The sequence below is a fragment of the Chitinimonas naiadis genome, assembly GCF_054780835.1.
In genome coordinates, this window is record NZ_BAAGVO010000003.1 from 110,301 (window position 1) to 128,561 (window position 18,261).

The window sequence follows — 18,261 nt, forward strand, 5'->3', positions numbered from 1 at the left end:
CTCAGGTCGGGGTGGGAATCAGGGCGGATTCTAGCAGCCGATCGGCGGGCTGCGAGTGGGCATCGAAATAGGCATGCAGGCAGCGTGGCAGCCAGTCAATACGACCAGGAAAGGGGCCTTCGACAAAGCCGACGTGGCCACCCCGATCTGTCTGCAACAGCGTGACCGCCGCGCTGACATCATCCCGGCCGGGCAGGGCATCGGCCGGCAGGAAAGGATCATTGCGGGCATTGATCAGCAAGGTCGGTACGATGATCTGATTGAGCCCGGTCTTGCTGCTCGAACGGGTCCAGTAATCGTGCGCATCCTGGAATCCATGCAACGGTGCGGTGACCCGGTTGTCGAATTCCTTGAAGGTTCGGGTTCGATTGACCTCCTCGGCCGAGACGCCCAGGAAGGCCAGTTCATGCCCGAAGGTGGAAAGCTGGGCCAGGGTCTTGGGCCGCAGCGTACGCAGGAACTCCCGGGTGTAGATGGCACGGTTCAGGCCGCGGTCCAGCACTCGTCCGGCGGCCACTAGATCAAGCGGGGCCGATATGACGGCTGCTGCTGACAGGATGGACCGTGCTTCGCTCCCTTGCTCGCCCAGCCACTTTGCCAGGGCGTTGCCACCCAGGGAGACACCCGCTGCATAGATGGGGCCGGCATGCCGTTCGCGGAACCGTCTCAGTATCCAGTCTATCTCGGCCGAGTCACCTGCATGGTAGGCCCGGGGCTTGCGGTTCAGATGCCCGCCACAACCACGAAAATGCGCGACTGCGCCGTGCCAGCCACGCTGGGCGGTCGCCTGCATGAGCTCGACCGCGTAATGGCTGTTGGCACTGCCTTCCAGGCCGTGGAAATGAACCAGCAGTGGCGTCCATCCGTCAGCCTGGCCGGTCAGCCAGTCGACTGCGATCTCGTCGCCATCCGGAGTCGGCCAGATTTCACGGCGATAGGCCGGTGGTGGTCGCTTGAGCGCCAGTGCCGGATAGATGGTCTCGGTATGCGAACCGATCAACCAGCGCGGTGGGTGGTAGGCAGGCAAGAGGGATTCCATGTCTTGATTGTATCGGGTGTGAAGCCGTTTGGTATCTGGCATGTTGCACGGCATCAATTTAGGTTGCTAATGAAAATTGTTCTCATTAGAATAATCATCCACCCTTGCAAGTGTCCCGGCTCACATCTCCGTCATGAACGGCAAACTGATCAAATCCCGCGAGCTGCCTGCGCTACTCCTCATCACCGCTGCCCATGGTGCTGCACTTTATGCGCTGGCTGCCGGCGTGGTGCGGCCTGACCCGCCCAAGTTGCCCGAGACCATCACCGCGATGATGTTGCCGCCGACGCCACTGCCGATCGTGGCTGCGCCAAGCGAGCCCACACCGACACCTCCGAAGCCGCAACCTGTTGTCAGGCCCAAGCCGACGCCTGCGCCTTTGCCGCCGATACCGAACACCCCGCCATCCCCCAATGCAATCAGCACCCCGCCGGTAGAACCGCCGCCTCCGGTGCAGGTGGCGAAAGCCGCGCCGGAAGCGCCGCCTGCTCCGGCCCCGATCGAACACCCGCGTAGCGATGCACAACACTTGAATAACCAGATGCCGGCCTACCCGGGCCTGTCGCGCAAGCTGGGTGAGCAGGGCAGAGTGCTGCTGTCGGTCTACATCCTGGCGGATGGCACCGTCGGCGAGATCAAGCTCAAGAAATCCAGCGGCTACGATCGACTGGATGATGCGGCGTTGAATGCCGTCAAGCGCTGGAAATACATCCCGGCCAAGCAGGCTGGCACACCCATCAACTTCTGGTTTGTGCAGCCGTTCGACTGGTCGCTCAACAGTTAACCTTTTGCGCCCTTGCCTGGGCGAGTTTCAAAGTTTCAGGAGAATCAGGTAATGGATCAGTATCACTTCAGCCTTGGTGCAGTCTGGTCGCAAGGCGATTTCGTGACGCGTGGCGTAGGTATCGCCCTGCTCTTGATGTCCATCGCATCGTGGTACGTCATCGTCACCCGCTTCCTGCGGCAGATACGGCAGCGCCGCATGGCGCAGGCGGCGACGACCGAGTTCTGGCACGCCCAGTCCTTCAGCGAAGGTCTGCATCTCTTGGACGGCAATCGTGACAGCAACCCGTTCCGTGATCTGGCGGAAGAAGCCCGCGATGCCGTCGCCCACCACCGCGACAGCCAGGGCGACTTGCATGGTCAACTGACACTGTCCGACTGGGTGACGAGCTGCCTGCGTCGTTCGATCGATGAGTCGATGGAGCGCATGCAGTCCGGCCTCTCCATCCTGGCCTCGGTCGGTTCCACCGCTCCGTTCATTGGTCTGCTGGGCACGGTTTGGGGCATCTTCCATGCCTTGATCAGCATCGGCTTCTCGGGCCAGGCCAGCATCGACAAGGTGGCCGGCCCCGTCGGCGAGGCGTTGATCATGACGGCCTTTGGCCTTGTCGTGGCGATCCCAGCCGTGCTGGGCTACAACGCCCTGATCCGTGGCAACAATGCGCTGCTGGGCCGCGTCAACCGCTTCGCCCATGACCTGCACGCCTACTTCGTGACCGGCGCGCCGGTCGTCAAGAACGAAGGCGGCAAGCCGGTACTGACCTCGGTCAAGACGATGCCGAGCAACGTGGGAGGCCACTGAGATGGCATTTGGTGGCGGATTGGACGGACAAGGTCCCGGTGGCCAGATGAGCGAGATCAACATGACGCCGCTGGTCGACGTCATGTTGGTGCTGCTGATCATCTTTATCCTGACCGTACCGGTGATTACCCACTCGGTGAAGCTGGACTTACCGCGCGCGGCGAACCAAGTCAACGACGTCAAACCGGAAACGGTGGACCTGTCGATCACGACAGATGGTGGCCTGTACTGGAACGAGCAGAAGCTGGAGAAGGCAGCGTTCGAGCAACGACTGGCTGAAGTTGCCGCCAAACAGCCGCAGCCTGAACTGCATATCCGTGCCGATCGCAAGGTCGAGTACGAGCATGTGGCGCAGGCCATGGCGGCCGCACAGCGTGCCGGTATCCAGAAGCTGGGCTTCGTGACCGAGCCAGGACAATAGTCATGATGATCGCGCTCTGGTTGGTGTTGGGCGTGATCATCGGCGTGGGCTGCCTGGTAAGGTCTGCCTCGCCTTGTCTGCTATGCAGGCAACGCGGGCAATGCAACAAGGCGGACCGTTGCGCCGCGGACGTCGCCCCCGTAGTAACTGGCCGACTGGTACTCGAGATCAAGCGGACGCACGCCAGCAACTGAAGTCACGCCATCTAGATCAGCATTACCTTGAAGAGCCGTCCGGTATCCCGGACGGCTCTTCTGCATTCTCGGACGGCCTTGCTACCGGTTCCCACAAGCCCTCTTGCACGAATGTCCATTTCACTGGACATTAGAGTCTTCATTCTAAATGCGGCCTTGTGGGTGAAAAAAATTAACTTGTTAATTTTCAACAACTTGCGATTGCTGGCACGGCACTTGCAATAATGATGCGCCGCCAGGGTCACAGATCCGACGGTGTCCGCCAAGCTGATGGGTGCATCATCTGTGCAGGCATACAAGAAAAACAGGGGTAGGCATTGTTACTGATCTCGGTACGGCCGGGGTGATTCAAGCGGTATGGCCAGTAGGCCATGGCCGGGTAAACCGCCCGAGCTGCACCGTCGGGACACCACTTCTACTTCTATACTCTTTATTGGTCGTCAGGCTGCAACTGGCTTGGTGATGGCAGGCCCCTGGCAACAGACATGTCCGCTTGCCGGCGATCCAGCGGTAGCACACGTATAGCCCGATACATACGGGACCACGGAGACAGAATGAGTAATGACACGATCCTGGAGACCCAGGGCCTCGGTAAGGAATTCCGGGGATTCGCAGCGGTTTCCGATGTCAACCTGAAGGTGGCTCGCGGCAGCATCCATGCCCTGATCGGCCCCAACGGTGCTGGCAAGACAACCGTATTCAACCTGTTGACCAAGTTCCTGCCGCCAACGCACGGCCGGGTCATCTACGACGGTGAAGACATCACGGCCCTGAAGCCCGCTGAGGTGGCGTTGAAGGGCCTGATCCGTTCCTTCCAGATTTCCGCCGTGTTCCCGAACATGAGCGCGCTCGACAATGTACGGGTCGCCTTGCTGCGTAAGACCGGTGGTGCGCATCGCTTCTGGACTTCGGATCGCGAGCTCAATGCCTATACCGACCGCGCCATGTCCCTGCTGGCCGATGTCGGCCTGACCGATTTTGCCGAGGTGCTGGCTGGCGAGCTTGCCTACGGCCGCAAGCGTGCGCTGGAGATCGCCACCACGCTGGCGCTCGAGCCCAAGCTGATGCTGCTGGATGAGCCCACCCAAGGGATGGGGATCGAAGATGTCGAACGGGTCACCAGCTTGATCAAGCGGGTGGCCGCCGGCCGCACCATCCTGATGGTGGAGCACAACCTCAAAGTGGTCTCCACGCTGGCCGATCGCATCACCGTCCTGGCCCGCGGCCAGGTGCTGAGCGAAGGCGATTACGCGACGGTGTCGAGCGATCCGCGCGTCATGGAAGCCTATATGGGCGTGTCCGCCGAAGAACAAGCTATGGAGGCTGCTCATGCCTGATGTTTTGGACCATGCGGGCGAGATGTTGCGCGTTACCGGCCTGCACGCCTTCTACGGCGAATCGCACATCCTGCACGGCATCGACTTTGGCGTTCGTCGCGGCGAACTGGTTACCCTGCTCGGGCGCAATGGCGCCGGCCGTACCACCACCCTCAAGGCCATTCTGGGGCTGACCGGCAAGCGGGCTGGCTCGGTCATGGTCAACGGCCATGAGGCCATCCAGATGCCTACCCACAAGATCGCCCATCTGGGTGTGGGCTGGTGTCCTGAAGAGCGCGCCATCTTCTCCAGCCTGAACGTGGAGGAGAACCTCAACCTGCCACCCAAGGTGCGCAGCGACGGCATGTCGCTGGAAGAAATCTACGAGCTGTTTCCCAACCTGTGGGAGCGCCGCAAGAGTCAGGGCACCCGCCTCTCCGGCGGTGAACAGCAGATGCTGGCCATGGCGCGCATCCTGCGCACCGGCGCCCGCCTGTTGCTGCTCGACGAGATCACCGAGGGTCTCGCGCCCGTCATCGTCAAGAAGATCGGCGACAGCGTGCGGCTGCTGAAGGAGCGCGGCTACACCATCGTCCTGGTTGAACAGAACTTCCGCTTCGCGGCGGGTATCGCGGACCGGCACTACGTCATCGAGCACGGGCAGGTCGTCGATGCCGTGACGGCTGACGAGCTCGCTGCCAGTTCCGAGCGGCTGAACAAGTATCTTGGCGTCTAACCCTGTAGCACCCACCAAAAAACAAACGGAGACATACCATGCAAGCACGCTTTAAACATCTTGCCCTCGTCGTCGCCGGCGCGCTGTCGGGCGCAGCCCTGGCGGGCCCGGTATCGGGCGACGTGGTCAAGATCGGCATCCTGACCGATATGTCCGGCGTCTATGCCAGCCTCGGCGGTAAAGGCTCGGTGACGGCGGCACAAATGGCGGTCGCCGATTTTGGCGGCAAGGTACTGGGCAAGCCTATCGAGATCGTCAGCGCCGACCACCAGAACAAGGCCGACATCGGTGCGGCCAAGGCGCGCGAATGGTTTGATACCCAGGGCGTGGACATGGTCAACGACCTGCTGAACTCCGGCGTCGCCATCGCAGTGCAGAAGCTGGGTGCCGAGAAGAAGAAGATCGTCATCGTCAACGGCGCCGGTTCGACCGCGCTGACCAACAAGGAATGCTCACCTTACGGCGTGCACTATGCCTACGACACCTACTCGCTGGCCAAAGGCACCGCGACCGCACTGATGAAGCAGGGTCTGGACAGCTGGTACTTCCTGACCGCCGACTATGCCTTCGGCCAGTCGTTGGAAGCCGAGACGACCAAGGTGGTCGGTGTATTGGGCGGCAAGGTTCTGGGTGGGGTCAAGCACCCGCTGTCGAGCACCGACTTCTCGTCCTACCTGCTGCAGGCCCAGAATTCCGGCGCCAAGGTGATCGGTCTGGCCAATGCCGGCGGCGACTTCGTCAACGCGGTTAAGCAAGCCAAGGAATTCGGCATCAAGCAGACCCTGGTGGGCCTTCTGGTATTCGATAGCGACGTCAAGGCACTGGGCCTGAACGCTGCCCAGGGTATGAAGTTCACCACCGCCTATACCTGGGACCTGAACGCCGAGACCCGGGCTTTCGGCAACAAGTACCTGGCCAAGACCGGTTCCATGCCCACCATGGTGCAGGCTGCCGTCTACTCCTCGACCATGCACTACCTGAACGCCATCAAGGCCGCTGGAACGGATGATCCGGATGCCGTCATGAAGAAGATGCGCGACATGCCGATCAACGACTTCTTTGCCAAGAACGGCAAGATCCGCGAAGACGGCCGCATGGTCCACGACATGTACCTGGTGGAAGTGAAGAAGCCGTCCGAATCGCGCTCGGTCTGGGACATGCTGAAGCTGATCACCACCATTCCGGGTGATCAGGCCTTCAAGCCGCTGGCCGCGAGCGAATGCTCGCTGGTCAAGAAGTAAGCGTCTGGTCTGACTGATGTACCCCCTCTTCATGCCATGGGCAGGAGAGGGGGCCTGGTGATGTTTTCAAGAGGTTTCACATGGATATCCCGCTCCAGGCCATCCTGTCGCAAGCCATGCTAGGGCTGAACAACGGTGCGTTCTACGCGCTGCTCAGCCTGGGTCTTGCGGTCATTTTCGGCATGCTCAACGTGGTGAACTTTGCCCACGGCGCCTTTTACATGCTGGGCGCCTTTGTCGCCCTGCTGGGCTACGACTATCTCGGCCAATGGCTCGGCAATGCCGACCTGCGCATGTCCTTCTGGGCAGCGCTGATTGTTGCCCCCATCGTGGTCGGCCTGCTCGGTGTCATCATCGAGAAGACCATGCTGCAGCGGCTCTACAAGGTCGACCATCTCTACGGCCTGCTGCTGACCTTCGGTCTCGCACTGATCTTCGAAGGCGTTTTCACCAACTACTTCAACGTCGCCGGTGAGCCCTACAACGCCAAACCTGAAGTACTGGAAGGTGCGGTCAACCTGGGCTTCATGTTCTTCCCCAAGTACCGCCTGTTCTCCATCGTGCTCTCGCTGGTGGTCTGTTTCGGCGTCTGGTACCTGATCGAACGTACCCGCCTGGGCAGCTATCTGCGTGCCGGTACCGAGAACCCGGATGTCACCCGCGCCTTTGGTATCGACGTACCCAAGCTCCGTACCTTCACCTATTTCCTGGGTGTTGCCCTGGCGGGTCTCGCCGGCGTGGTGGCCGCACCGATCTACTCGGTCAGTCCCAAGATGGGCTCGGACATCGTCATCATCGTGTTCGCCGTGGTGGTGATCGGTGGCATGGGCTCCATCATGGGCGCCATCCTGACGGGTCTGGCGCTGGGCCTGCTGGAAGGCGTGGTCAAGGTGTTCTATCCGCCGCTGGCCAATACCGTGATCTTCATCGTCATGGCGCTGGTATTGCTGTGGCGCCCGGCCGGCCTGTTCGGCAAGGAGGCATGACGTGCAAAGCAATGATCTGAATGCGACCAGCCTGAAGGTGGCGCGTCGGGCGGAGCAGAAAACCAGCTACTGGCCCTGGCTGGCCAGCCTGGCGGTATTGGCGGTGATGCCCTTCGGTGTCTACCCCACCTTCGTCATGGAGCTGATGTGTTTCGCGCTGTTCGCCTGCGCCTTCAATCTCTTGCTGGGGTTTGGCGGCCTGCTCAGCTTCGGCCATGCCTGCTTCTTTGGCACCGCAGCCTATCTGTCGGGTTATGCGCTCAAGGAGTGGGGGCTCACCCCGGAGCTGGGCATCCTGTTCGGTACGGCGGGCGCTGCCATCCTGGGGCTGTTGATTGGTGTCATCGCCATCCGGCGGCAAGGCATCTACTTCGCGATGGTGACCCTGGCGCTGGCGCAATTGGTGTTCTTCGCTTGCTTGCAAGCCCCGTTCACCGGTGGCGAAGACGGTTTGCAAGGTATCCCCAAGGGGCGCCTGTTTGGCCTGATCGATCTATCGCACACGGTGGCCTTTGGTGATCGGCAGCTGCCGCTGGCGCTCTACTTCTTTGTCCTGGCCATCAGCTTTGGCGGCTACTGGTTGATCTGGCGCACCGTGAATTCGCCCTACGGCAAGGTGTTGAAAGCCATCCGTGAGAACGAGGCCCGCGCCCTCTCGCTCGGCTACCGGGTAGATCGCTACAAGCTGGCCGCCTTCGTGATGTCGGCAACGCTGGCCGGCCTCGCCGGTGCGACCAAGGCCCTGGTAGTCGGCCTCGCATCGTTGAGCGATGTGCACTGGCATATGTCGGGCGAGGTGGTGCTCATGACCTTGCTCGGCGGCATGGGTACCTTGCTCGGCCCGGTCGTCGGCGCCGTCACGGTCGGCGTGCTGCATCACGAGCTGGCATCGCTCGGTTCCTGGGTCACGGTCACCATCGGTGGCGTCTTCGTGGTCTGTGTCATGGTGTTCCGCCGTGGCATCGTGGGCGAGATTGCGCACCGCCTCAAGCGCACGTTCTAAACCCCCAAACATCCAGACTGTTCGGTCCATGCCCTCTCCCGTGCGGAGAGGGCAGGGGCGGCGCTACGCCCAGTTTTGGGCCTGGGGGGACGTTTATCCTACCTATGGGTGGGTTGCAGCACAGCAGTAGCTCGGCATTCGTTACAAAACCATCAAGGAGACAACAACATGCCTGTGCAACACCTGAAACCAATCACCGCCCTGCTGATGCTGGGCCTGCCCTTTGCCCTTTGCGCCTGTGGGGGCAACGATGACGTGACCCCGACGCCACCTCCCCTGAACGCCAAGCCGAGCTGGCTCGGCAGTGTCAGCAATGCCAGCTACGACGGTGGCAGCAACGACCTGCTGACGGCAGGTCTGGGCAAGACCGGCATGGGCGGTGCAGCACCGACCTACGCCGATCCGACCAAGCCGACAGCCGCCGAGTTGCGCAAGGTTGCGATCTACACCAACTACCGTGCCTTGATCGACGTGACCGTGACCGGTGGCTACGGCCGCCTGTATGGGCCGAATATCGACACCAGCGGCAACGACACGCTGGGTGAAGGCAAGATCGCCGGTGAGGAGTACATCGCCTTTGGCGACGATGCCGGCGGTGCCCAGAATGTGACGCTGATGGTGCAGATACCCGCCAGCTTCAACAAGGCCAAGCCCTGCGTGGTCTCGGCGGTGTCCAGCGGTTCACGCGGTGTCTACGGTGCGATCGGCACCGCGGGTGACTGGGGCCTGAAGCACGGTTGTGCTGTGGCCTATGCGGACAAGGGCTCGGGCATGGGCTATCACGATCTGGCAGCAGATACGGTTAACCTGATTGATGGCACGCGCACCGCCCGCAAGACCGCCGGTACGGCGTCCACCTTCAGTGCGGCGTTGAGTGATACCGAGCTGGCGGCCTACAACCTGGCCTTCCCCAACCGCCTCGCACTCAAGCACGTCCATTCGCAACAGAACCCGGAGAAGGACTGGGGGCGAGACAACCTGCGCGCCATCCAATTCGCCTTCTACCTGCTGAACGAGAAGTTCGGCAGCGCCGCACCCAACAATGCCGGCAAGTATGCGGACTACGCGCTGCCGGGCAAGGTGACGGTCATTGCCTCCAGCGTGTCGAACGGCGGTGGTGCAGCGCTACAGGCTGCGGAACAGGACACCCAGGGCTATATCAGCGGCGTCGCCGTCGGTGAACCGCAGATCCAGCCGGCCAGCGTCGTCGGGCTGACGATCCAGCAAGGCGGCGTGGCGCAGCCGGCCATCGGCAAATCGCTGATCGACTATTTCACCGCCGCGAACCTCTATCAACCCTGTGCTGCCCAGTCTGCACAACTGGCGGGAACCAACTCGGCTTTCGGTAGCGCTGTCAGCGCGACACTCGGTGCCAATCGCTGCGCTGCGCTGGCTGCCAAGGGCGTGATCAGCGGCGCAACACTGGCCGATCAGTCGGCCGATGCCTACAACAAGCTGCGGGCCAATGGCTGGCTGGCGGAGTCGGACTCGCTGCATGCTGCCCATTTCGGCCTTGCGACCTTGAGCGTGACGCTGGCCTATGTGAACGCCTACGGCAAGTTCTCGGTCAAGGACAACATCTGCGGCTACAGCTACGCCTACTCGGACGCGACCGGCAGCGTGGTCGCACCGGCGGCATCGCTGGCCAATATCTTTGGCAACGGCAACGGTGTGCCTGGCTATGCCGTGGGCGGCCTCGGCATCATCAACAACCTCTCGGTCGGTGGCGCCAAGGCCGACTCCCTGTCGGTATCGGCCTCTACGGCGCAGCAGGACTACAACGTCGATGGCGCGCTTTGCCTGCGTGCCTTGGCAACCGGCAAGGATCCGGTGACCGGGACTGCCTTGACGGGCGACCTCAAAGCGCAGGCCGATCGTGTGCAGGCGGGTGTCAACCAGGTACTGGCTTCGGCCAACCTGCGCAGCAAGCCGGCGATCATCGTGGCAGGCCGCAGCGATACGCTGATTCCGGTCAACCATGCTGCCCGGGCCTACTTTGCCGCCAACCAGAAGGTCGAAGGGGCCAACTCCAAGCTGCGCTATGTCGAGGTCACCAACGGCCAGCACTTTGACAGCTTCCTGGGCCTGTCCGGCTTCCCGACCCGCTTCATCCCGCTGCATGTGTATTTCAACCGCGCCATGGATGCCATGTGGTCGCACCTGACCGCCGGGGCCAGCCTGCCCGCCAGCCAGGTGGTCCACACCACGCCGCGTGTCGATGCCACCGCCAATATCACGACGGCCAACCTGCCTGCCATCGCCGCGCAGCCGCAGGCAGCAGACGCCATCGCCTATTCAAGCGGGGTGCTGAGCGTACCGAACTGAGATCGACGGTAGCGAAGGATCGCTACCGTGCTGTCCTGGAGTGCAATGGCGGATGGAGCTGCCGTTCCTAGCCGAGTCGAGTGGCTTCATCCGCTGCTGCACATCCGGACACTGTTTCACTGCACCACGCATTGCGGAGGGTGGTGTGGTTGGCCAAAGCGTGCTCCGCCCCGTCTTTATCGACGGTTCGCGCCGGGGCGGTTGACCCCGCTCCGGCGACCTTTTACCGGGTCATGGCAATCGAATAAGAGATAGCAATCAAACGCATCGTCCATGCCCGTTCGGCAACCGGGAAGTTGTTCCGGGCAGGGCAGATGTGTGGTGTTCCTCCTCCACGGCGGTGTGCGTTGCGCATGACCGCCATCTTTTTCGCCGCGCGCAAGGCAAGGCATGCGTTTCCATATCGAGAACCTGGCCGGTGCATACCGGTAACGGGACGTGGTCGTGAGGGGGACTTCACCACTACAAGGAGACAATATCATGCAACAGGGAAATTCGATTCGACCCCAGTCCGCCATCGCACTGGCCTGCCTGCTGGCCTGCGCACCGGCCTGGGCCGCTGTCAACCTCGGCAGCTACAACGTGGATATCCGTGACAGTTCGGTCTCCGGCCTGTCTGCGGGTGCGTTCATGGCGGTTCAGATGGAAGTAGCCTACTCCAGCATCATCAAGGGAGCTGGCGTGATTGCCGGTGGCCCCTACGACTGCGCCGGCCAGAACAACTACACCGCCTGCATGTACTCGGGCTCACCGAATGTGACACCCTTGATCAGCACGACCAATAGCCGTAGCGGCGTGAGCATCGACGCCAAGGCCAACCTGGCCAACCATCGTGTCTACCTGTTCTCCGGCACATCGGATACGACGGTAGGCCCCAGCGTCATGAACAAGCTGCGCGACTACTACACCACGGCACCCGCCTTGGTGCCGGCCGCCAACGTGCAGTACAAGAACGATCTCAACACGGCCCATACCTTCCCGACCGACACGGCCAGTACCGGTAACAACAGCTGCAGCAGCGCCAGCTCGCCCTATATCAGCAACTGTAATTACGATGCCGCCGGGGCCTTGCTGCAGTGGATCTACGGCAGCCTCAATGCACGCAACAACGGTACCCTGACCGGCCAGTTCATCGAGTTCAACCAGAGCGAATTCATCGCCAGCCCCAACAGTAAGGGCATGGCGGCGACAGGCTGGCTCTATGTGCCCGCATCCTGCGCCAGCGGCACGCAGTGCAAGCTGCATGTGGCCTTCCATGGCTGCCAGCAGTACTACGGCACCATCGGTGACAAGTTCGTGAAGAACACCGGCTACAACAAGTGGGCCGACACCAACAACCTGATCGTGATGTACCCGCAGACAGTGGTGGACAACACCAGCCACAGCACGGCTGCCAGTGGCAGCCTACCCAATCCGAACGGTTGTTGGGATTGGGTAGGCTGGTATGGCACCAACTTCGACACCCGCAATGGCGTCCAGATCACCGCCCTCAAGGCGATGATGGACCGGGTGGCCAGTGGTTTTGTCAGCATTGCAGCACCGACTGGTCTGACGGTGACCGGTACGACCGGCAACTCGGTCAGCCTGTCCTGGACTGCGGTCAGCGGGGCCAGCGGCTACAACGTCTACCGCAACGGCAGCAAGGCCAACACCAGCTTGATCAGCGGCACGGCCTATAGCGATGCCGGGCTCGCCAGCGGAACCAGCTACAGCTATGCGGTACGCGCCGTCGGCAGTTCCGGCGCCGAGGGGGCTGCCTCCACCGTTGTCAGCGGCACCACGACAGGTACGCCGCCAGCCATTCCGGTACCGGCCAGCCTGACCGTGACGGCGATCGCCGATACCTCGGTCGGCCTGAGCTGGTCGGCTGCGAGTGGCGTCGCTGGTTACAACGTCTACCGTGCCAGCAGCGTCAGTGGTCCCTACAGCAAGGACAACACGGCCTTGCTGACGACGACCAGCTATAGCGATACCGGATTGACGGCTGCCTCCGCCTACTACTGGGTGGTGCGCTCGCAGGATGCCGGCGGGAGCGAGAGTGCGGACTCCAACCGTGTGACCGCGACGACCAGCAGTACGGCGGTTTGCTATACCGCCAGCAACTACGCCCATACCACGGCGGGTCGTGCCTACCAGAGCGGTGGCAATACCTTTGCCAATGGTTCCAACCAGGCCATGGGTCTCTGGAACACCTTTGTCACCACCACCCTCAAGCAGACCGGCAGCAATTACTACGTTGTCGGTACCTGTCCCTGATCCACGTCTTTAGCCTTGCCCCTCCCCGCAAGCCGGGGAGGGTTCCCCATCATCCGGGCGCAGACCCGGCAGGAGTCGTCATGAAATTTCCCATCTTCCCGCTATTGCTGGCAGGCTTGCTGTCGCTGCCAGTATTCGCAGGCGAGCTGATCATCGGCCAGGTGGCGCCGCTCTCGGGTTCGATCGCCACGACAGGGCAGCGCATGGTGCTGGGCGCCAGGCTGTGGTTCGAGCATGTGAATGAGCAAGGCGGCATCAACGGCGCCAGAATCCGCCACCTGGTAAGGGACGATGGCTATCAGGTCGACAGGACCCTGGTCGAAACCCAGAAGCTGATCGCGGAGGACCAGGCCCTGGCCTTGATCGGCTTTGCCGGCACCGCCAATATTGCCGAATTGCTCAAACGCAAGATGCTGGAGGATGCCGGCATCGCCCTGATCGCTCCCTATACCGGCGGCTCCCCGCTGCGCACGCCCTACAACCCGTCGATATTCCATATCCGTGCAGGCTACACCGACGAAGCCGAGCACATGGTCAAGCAACTTGTCACGCTGGGCCACGACCGGATCGGCGTGCTCTATCAGGATGATGCCTTCGGCAAGTCTGGCCTGGACGGGGTGATGATCGCGCTCGCCAAGCGCAAGCTGCAACCCTTGCTGGCCGCTGGCTATCCGCGCAATACCGCCGATGTACAACCGGCGGTCGATGCCATGCTCAAGGTCCAGCCAGGCGCCATCATCATGGTGGCCGTCAATAAGCCGGCGGCGGCGTTTGCCAAGGCTTACCGTGCCGGTGGTGGTGGCGCATAGCTGATGAATATCTCGGTCGTGGACCCTGCCGAGTTGGTCAAGCTTGCCGGCGTGGAGCCGGTACGCGGACTGGGTATCTCGCAAGTCATGCCCTATCCCTACAATCCCACTTTGCCGGTGGTGAAGGAATTCCTGGCCCTGCTCAAGCAGCACGGCGATGGTGCCGAGCCCAGCTACACCACGTTCGAGGAGTTTGTCGGCGCCAAAGTCCTGACCGAGGCGCTCCGGCGGGCGGGACCCAATCCGACCCGCAGCAAGGTCAATGCCGCCCTGGCTTCGATCGAGGCTTATGACGTCGGCGGCTTTCGCCTGGATTTTGGCAAGCACAACCGTCAGGGGTCGCGCTTTGTAGAAGTGACGGTGATTGGCTCGGACGGCCGCCTGCTGCGTTAGCGCAGTGATCGGGGCTTAACTGATACGCTCCAGGCCATAGGTCGTGAGCTTTTCATACAGCGTGGCCCGGCCGATGCCAAGGATACGGGCGGCTTCCGTCTTGTTGCCGCCGGCCGCCATGACTGCCGCGCGTATGGCTTCGATCTCGGCACGCTGCACCGCCTCGGCCAGGGTGGTCGGGGCGATGCTGGGCGGTGGTGCGCCGGGCAGGAAATCGCTCGGGTCCAGTTGCGGGCTATCGGCAAGCATGGCGGCCTGCTCCAGGGCGTTACGCAGCTGACGCACATTACCTGGCCAGCTCTGGGTGCATAGCCACGCTTGTGCTTCCTGGCTCAGTGACTTGCGTACCGCACCGGTCCGCTGGGCAATGTCGGCCAACAGCTTGCCGGCCAGGGCCGGGATATCCTCAGTGCGTTCACGCAAGGGCGGCAGGCGGATCGGCAGCACGTTCAGGCGATAGAACAGATCCGCGCGGAACTGGCCGGCTTCCACCATGGCATTCAGGTCACGGCTGGTGGCGGCGATGACCCGCACGTCCACCTTCAATAGCTGGTTCGCGCCCAGCGGTTCGATCTCCATCTCCTGCAGCACCCGCAGCAACTTCGCCTGGGTCGATAAGGGCAGGTCGCCGATTTCATCCAGAAAGATCGTGCCGCCATCCGCCACCTTGAACTTGCCGTCGCGGCCACGCCGGTCTGCACCGGTATAGGCCCCAGGGGCGGCGCCGAACAGCTCGGCCTCCAGCAGCGTATCGGGAATCGCCGCCACATTGAGTGCCACGAAGGCCTGGCTTGAACGCACACTCGCCGCGTGTATGCTTTGCGCCAGCAACTCCTTGCCAGTGCCGGTCTCGCCGAGCAGCAGCACAGTGGCGTCGAGGCCAGCGGCGCGTTTGCCCAGATCCTTCATGCGTTTGCAGGCTGCCCCTTCACCCACGACATCGGCAAAGGTGTAGCGGGCCGCGCGTTCCCGGGTGAAGTCCTTGCGTATCTGCAGCAAGCCTTGTTGCAAGCGGCTGAACTTGTCGACCAGGGGCTTGAGCGGCTGCCAGGCGTCGTACAGCATGATGCCACCGGCGCCGATGACATTGCCGTCGTCATCCATGATGGGGAAGCGCGATACCACGAAGGTACGATCCCGATGGGTCATGAAGTCGAGCAGGATAGGTTCGCCGGTGCGCAGCACCTCGGTCAGCCGGGTATTGGGTAACAGCAGATCGACCCGCTCGCCCAGAATACGGCTGGGGTCGCTGATCCCCAGGATCTCGGCATAGTGCGGATTCATCCAGACGACCCGCGCATCGGTATTGACCACGACTGCGCCGGCGAACTGGCGTTCGAACACGTCAAAGAACGCCCGTTGCAAGACATTCTGTAGCGCCGGATGGGGCAGGGCATCTGCACCTGGCAGGTCAAGGGCAAGCTTCATGGTTGTTCGCGCGGGGAAGTCGTTATCGCCGCCGATGTTACGCCATGTCGCGCCCGCCTTACAGCGAGACTGTCTGCTTCTTCAGACGTTGCGGTACGACTGTGCAATATAGTGCGCGATAAAAAGGGCACCGGAAGACCGGCGCCCTGTTTGTTATGTCTCGGGCTGACTCCGAAACAAGCCGGCCCTTTAGCCAGCAAGCGCCGGGTAGTCGGTATAGCCTTGCTCGGCGCCGCCATAGAGCGTGGCCGGATCCAGCGGATTGAATGCTGCACCCTTGCTGAAGCGGGCGACCAGATCCGGATTGGCGATATACAGCCGACCAAATGCCACGGCATCGGCGGTGCCTGCCGTAATCAGTGCCTCAGCCTTTTCGGCGGTGTAGTGGCCGCAGAACACCAGCGAGCCCTGAAAGCGGGTGCGTAGGGACTGGCGGAACGCGTCACTCAATGGTTCTCCGCCGGCCCAGTCCGGTTCGGCGATATGCAGGTAGGCCAGGCCGCGAGCCTGGAACTGTTCGGCCAGGTACTGGGCCATGGCTTCGTTCTCGATCGGCGACATATCGCTGAATACGCCATTAGGAGACAAGCGTACGCCGACCTTGTCGGCGCCGATGGCGGCGACAATGGCATCGATCACTTCCAGCGGGAAGCGGGCGCGGTTCTCCAGGCTGCCGCCGTAGGCGTCCTCGCGCTGGTTGGCGCGCACGTCGAGGAACTGGTTCAGCAGATAACCGTTGGCAGCGTGCACTTCCACCAGGTCGAAGCCGGCGCGCACGGCACGGCGTGCCGCTGCGGCGTAGTCGGCAACAATGCCTGGCAGCTCCGAAAGTTCGAGTGCGCGCGGGATATCGGTCGGCTCGTTACTCGGGGTGCCGTCAGGCAACACCACGAAGCTCTTGCCGTTTTCGGCGCGGATGGCTGAGGGCGCAACAGGTGCCGCACCGTCGGCCTGAAGCAGGTGGTGCGAGATGCGACCCACATGCCAGAGCTGCAGCGACATACGGCCGCCGGCAGCGTGAACCTGCTTGACCACATTGGCCCAGCCCGCTTCCTGTTCATCGGTATAGATGCCGGGCGTCCAGGCATAGCCTTGACCTTGGCGGGAAATCTGGGTGGCCTCGGTCACGATCAGACCGGCACTTGCGCGCTGGGTGTAGTAGTGAGCGTTGAGCTCGGCGGGCAGGTCGCCGGGCTGGGCGGCGCGGGAGCGGGTTAGTGGCGCCATCCAGATGCGGTTGGCTACCTGGGTCTTGCCTACGGTGAGCGGGGTGAGCAGTTTGTCGATTGCCATGGTGCTTTCCTGGTAAATAGACCGGTCGTCTAGTATCGGGCCAATAAAAAACCGGCAAGCCGGTGTGGTGCGCTATCTGCCATCCGGAGATGGCAGGGGGATTAGTTCGGGTCGTTCAGCAGTACCTTGGTGGCCAGCTGTGCAGCCTGGAACGGAGCCGCCGTACGCTGCACCTTGGTCACGAGCGCCGCGCCCAGCCAAAGCTGGTACAGCGCGGCAGCCAGTTCATCTGCCGGCGCCCCGGCCGGGATGGAGCCATCGGCTCGCCCTTGGGTGATGCAGGCAGAAAGCCGTCTGGCGATTCCCGCTATGCCTTGTTCCAGCTCTGTTCGCATTACCGCAGAGAGATCGCTGACCTCACCGGTCAGTTTGACGACCAGGCAACGGGACTCATTGCAACTGGGACTGCCCATTTCATGCCAATCGGCAAAATAGCGGTCCAGCTTCTGCCGCCCGGCAATCTGCGTGTTGGCGACCAAGCCATCCAGCCGGCCAAGGTAGGCATCGAAGTAACGCTGAAGTAGCGCCACGCCGTAGCCTTCCTTCGATTCGAAGTAGTGATAGAACGATCCCTTGGGTACGTGCGCGCTGCCCAGTATCTCGGCCAGGCCGACCGCAGCAAAGCCTTTGCCCAGCATGATGCCCTCGCCAGTGGCGAGCAGGTGTTCACGGGTGTCGTCAAACGGTCGGGTACTCATGCCCGCACTGTAGGATAAAAATAGACCGGTCGTCTAGTGGTGTTTGGTCACTACCGGATGGGCGGTCGCGCTGCGCTTGCCGGTACGGCGGGCGATACCTGGCCCCACTAAACTTATATTGCAAAATTTCAATGCTGATCGCGGCATGACCAGGGATGAGGCGAATTTGACCGCCGAAACACCCTGCTCGCAGGGGCGTTTTGCACGAGATTTTCGGTTTTTTGGGTGAGGGCTTACTTTTTTGCCAGGTTTTTTGCAGCCACACCGACAGATTCTTAGGCTGTATTTGAAATGAGCCGTAAAAAAGTTTCGATAGCTGTTGTTTATGGATCAGTGACTTAGCGGTTTTTGTGCAAGAAACTGCAGAAATTTCGTAAGAGGGTGTTGACGCATTTTGCTGGGCTGCGTATATTTCGCCTCCCTGCTGATGACGCAGACAAAAACGAAGCGAAACAACAAGTTCCGCCTAGTGGGTCTGAAGAAGCAAACGCTCTTTAACAAGATACAACCGATAAGCGTAGGCATTTGGCCTTAGGTC

15 protein-coding genes and 1 pseudogene are annotated in these 18,261 nt (G+C 61.8%); 12 read left to right on the forward strand and 4 right to left on the reverse strand.

The genetic code is table 11. The features are described 5' to 3' along the window. Nucleotide 1 precedes the first annotated feature (1 nt). Complete coding sequence (locus tag ACYVHK_RS05815) at nt 2-1,039, reverse strand: YheT family hydrolase (protein ID WP_460528567.1); 1,038 nt, start codon at nt 1,037-1,039, stop codon at nt 2-4. A gap of 133 nt (nt 1,040-1,172) precedes the next feature. Between ACYVHK_RS05815 and ACYVHK_RS05820 the strand changes: the two genes are divergently transcribed. The 12 genes and pseudogenes from ACYVHK_RS05820 (at nt 1,173) to ACYVHK_RS05875 (ending at nt 14,304) form a co-directional block, all read left to right on the forward strand. Continuing rightward, nucleotides 1,173-1,823, forward strand: a complete 651-nt coding sequence (locus ACYVHK_RS05820; RefSeq protein WP_460528569.1) for an energy transducer TonB — start codon at nt 1,173-1,175, stop codon at nt 1,821-1,823. Between the two features lie 51 nt (nt 1,824-1,874). Next, nucleotides 1,875-2,624: a MotA/TolQ/ExbB proton channel family protein gene (locus ACYVHK_RS05825; RefSeq protein WP_460528571.1), complete on the forward strand. Its 750-nt coding sequence runs from the start codon at nt 1,875-1,877 to the stop codon at nt 2,622-2,624. 46 nt (nt 2,625-2,670) lie between these two features. Further along, entirely contained in the window at nt 2,671-3,045 is a 375-nt protein-coding gene (locus ACYVHK_RS05830) for an ExbD/TolR family protein (RefSeq protein WP_460528573.1), read from the forward strand. 2 nt (nt 3,046-3,047) lie between these two features. Beyond that, entirely contained in the window at nt 3,048-3,239 is a 192-nt protein-coding gene (locus ACYVHK_RS05835) for a hypothetical protein (protein WP_460528576.1), read from the forward strand. A 554-nt stretch (nt 3,240-3,793) separates the two neighbouring features. After that, complete coding sequence (locus ACYVHK_RS05840) at nt 3,794-4,576, forward strand: ABC transporter ATP-binding protein (RefSeq protein WP_460528578.1); 783 nt, start codon at nt 3,794-3,796, stop codon at nt 4,574-4,576. After that, on the forward strand, nt 4,569-5,291 hold the full coding sequence (locus ACYVHK_RS05845) for an ABC transporter ATP-binding protein (protein ID WP_460528580.1): 723 nt from the start codon (nt 4,569-4,571) through the stop codon (nt 5,289-5,291). The genes ACYVHK_RS05840 and ACYVHK_RS05845 overlap by 8 nt, the downstream gene beginning before the upstream one ends. Before the next feature lie 38 nt (nt 5,292-5,329). Beyond that, nucleotides 5,330-6,532, forward strand: a complete 1,203-nt coding sequence (locus tag ACYVHK_RS05850) for an ABC transporter substrate-binding protein (protein ID WP_460528582.1) — start codon at nt 5,330-5,332, stop codon at nt 6,530-6,532. A gap of 80 nt (nt 6,533-6,612) precedes the next feature. Then, nucleotides 6,613-7,518: a branched-chain amino acid ABC transporter permease gene (locus ACYVHK_RS05855; protein WP_460528585.1), complete on the forward strand. Its 906-nt coding sequence runs from the start codon at nt 6,613-6,615 to the stop codon at nt 7,516-7,518. A gap of 1 nt (nt 7,519) precedes the next feature. Beyond that, nucleotides 7,520-8,521 (forward strand): branched-chain amino acid ABC transporter permease, encoded by a 1,002-nt coding sequence (locus ACYVHK_RS05860; protein ID WP_460528587.1) that lies wholly within the window; start codon nt 7,520-7,522, stop codon nt 8,519-8,521. Between the two features lie 168 nt (nt 8,522-8,689). Continuing rightward, the gene (locus ACYVHK_RS05865) at nt 8,690-10,846 is read left to right on the forward strand and encodes a 3-hydroxybutyrate oligomer hydrolase family protein (RefSeq protein WP_460528590.1); all 2,157 of its coding nucleotides are present in this window, start codon (nt 8,690-8,692) and stop codon (nt 10,844-10,846) included. Nucleotides 10,847-11,326: 480 nt separating this feature from the next. Further along, on the forward strand, nt 11,327-13,102 hold the full coding sequence (locus ACYVHK_RS05870; protein ID WP_460528593.1) for a fibronectin type III domain-containing protein: 1,776 nt from the start codon (nt 11,327-11,329) through the stop codon (nt 13,100-13,102). 80 nt (nt 13,103-13,182) lie between these two features. Beyond that, nucleotides 13,183-14,304 (forward strand): annotated as a pseudogene (locus ACYVHK_RS05875) (ABC transporter substrate-binding protein). Between the two features lie 15 nt (nt 14,305-14,319). On the opposite strand, the gene ACYVHK_RS05880 reads toward ACYVHK_RS05875, so the two are convergent. The 3 genes from ACYVHK_RS05880 to ACYVHK_RS05890 form a co-directional block, all read right to left on the reverse strand. Further along, nucleotides 14,320-15,732, reverse strand: coding sequence for a sigma-54 interaction domain-containing protein (locus tag ACYVHK_RS05880; protein WP_460528596.1), 1,413 nt, complete (start codon nt 15,730-15,732; stop codon nt 14,320-14,322). 189 nt (nt 15,733-15,921) lie between these two features. Then, complete coding sequence (locus ACYVHK_RS05885; protein ID WP_460528598.1) at nt 15,922-17,025, reverse strand: alkene reductase; 1,104 nt, start codon at nt 17,023-17,025, stop codon at nt 15,922-15,924. Between the two features lie 101 nt (nt 17,026-17,126). Further along, nucleotides 17,127-17,723 carry a TetR/AcrR family transcriptional regulator gene (locus ACYVHK_RS05890; protein WP_460528600.1) on the reverse strand — a complete coding sequence of 199 codons (597 nt, stop codon included), beginning with the start codon at nt 17,721-17,723 and terminating at the stop codon, nt 17,127-17,129. Nucleotides 17,724-18,261 lie beyond the last annotated feature (538 nt).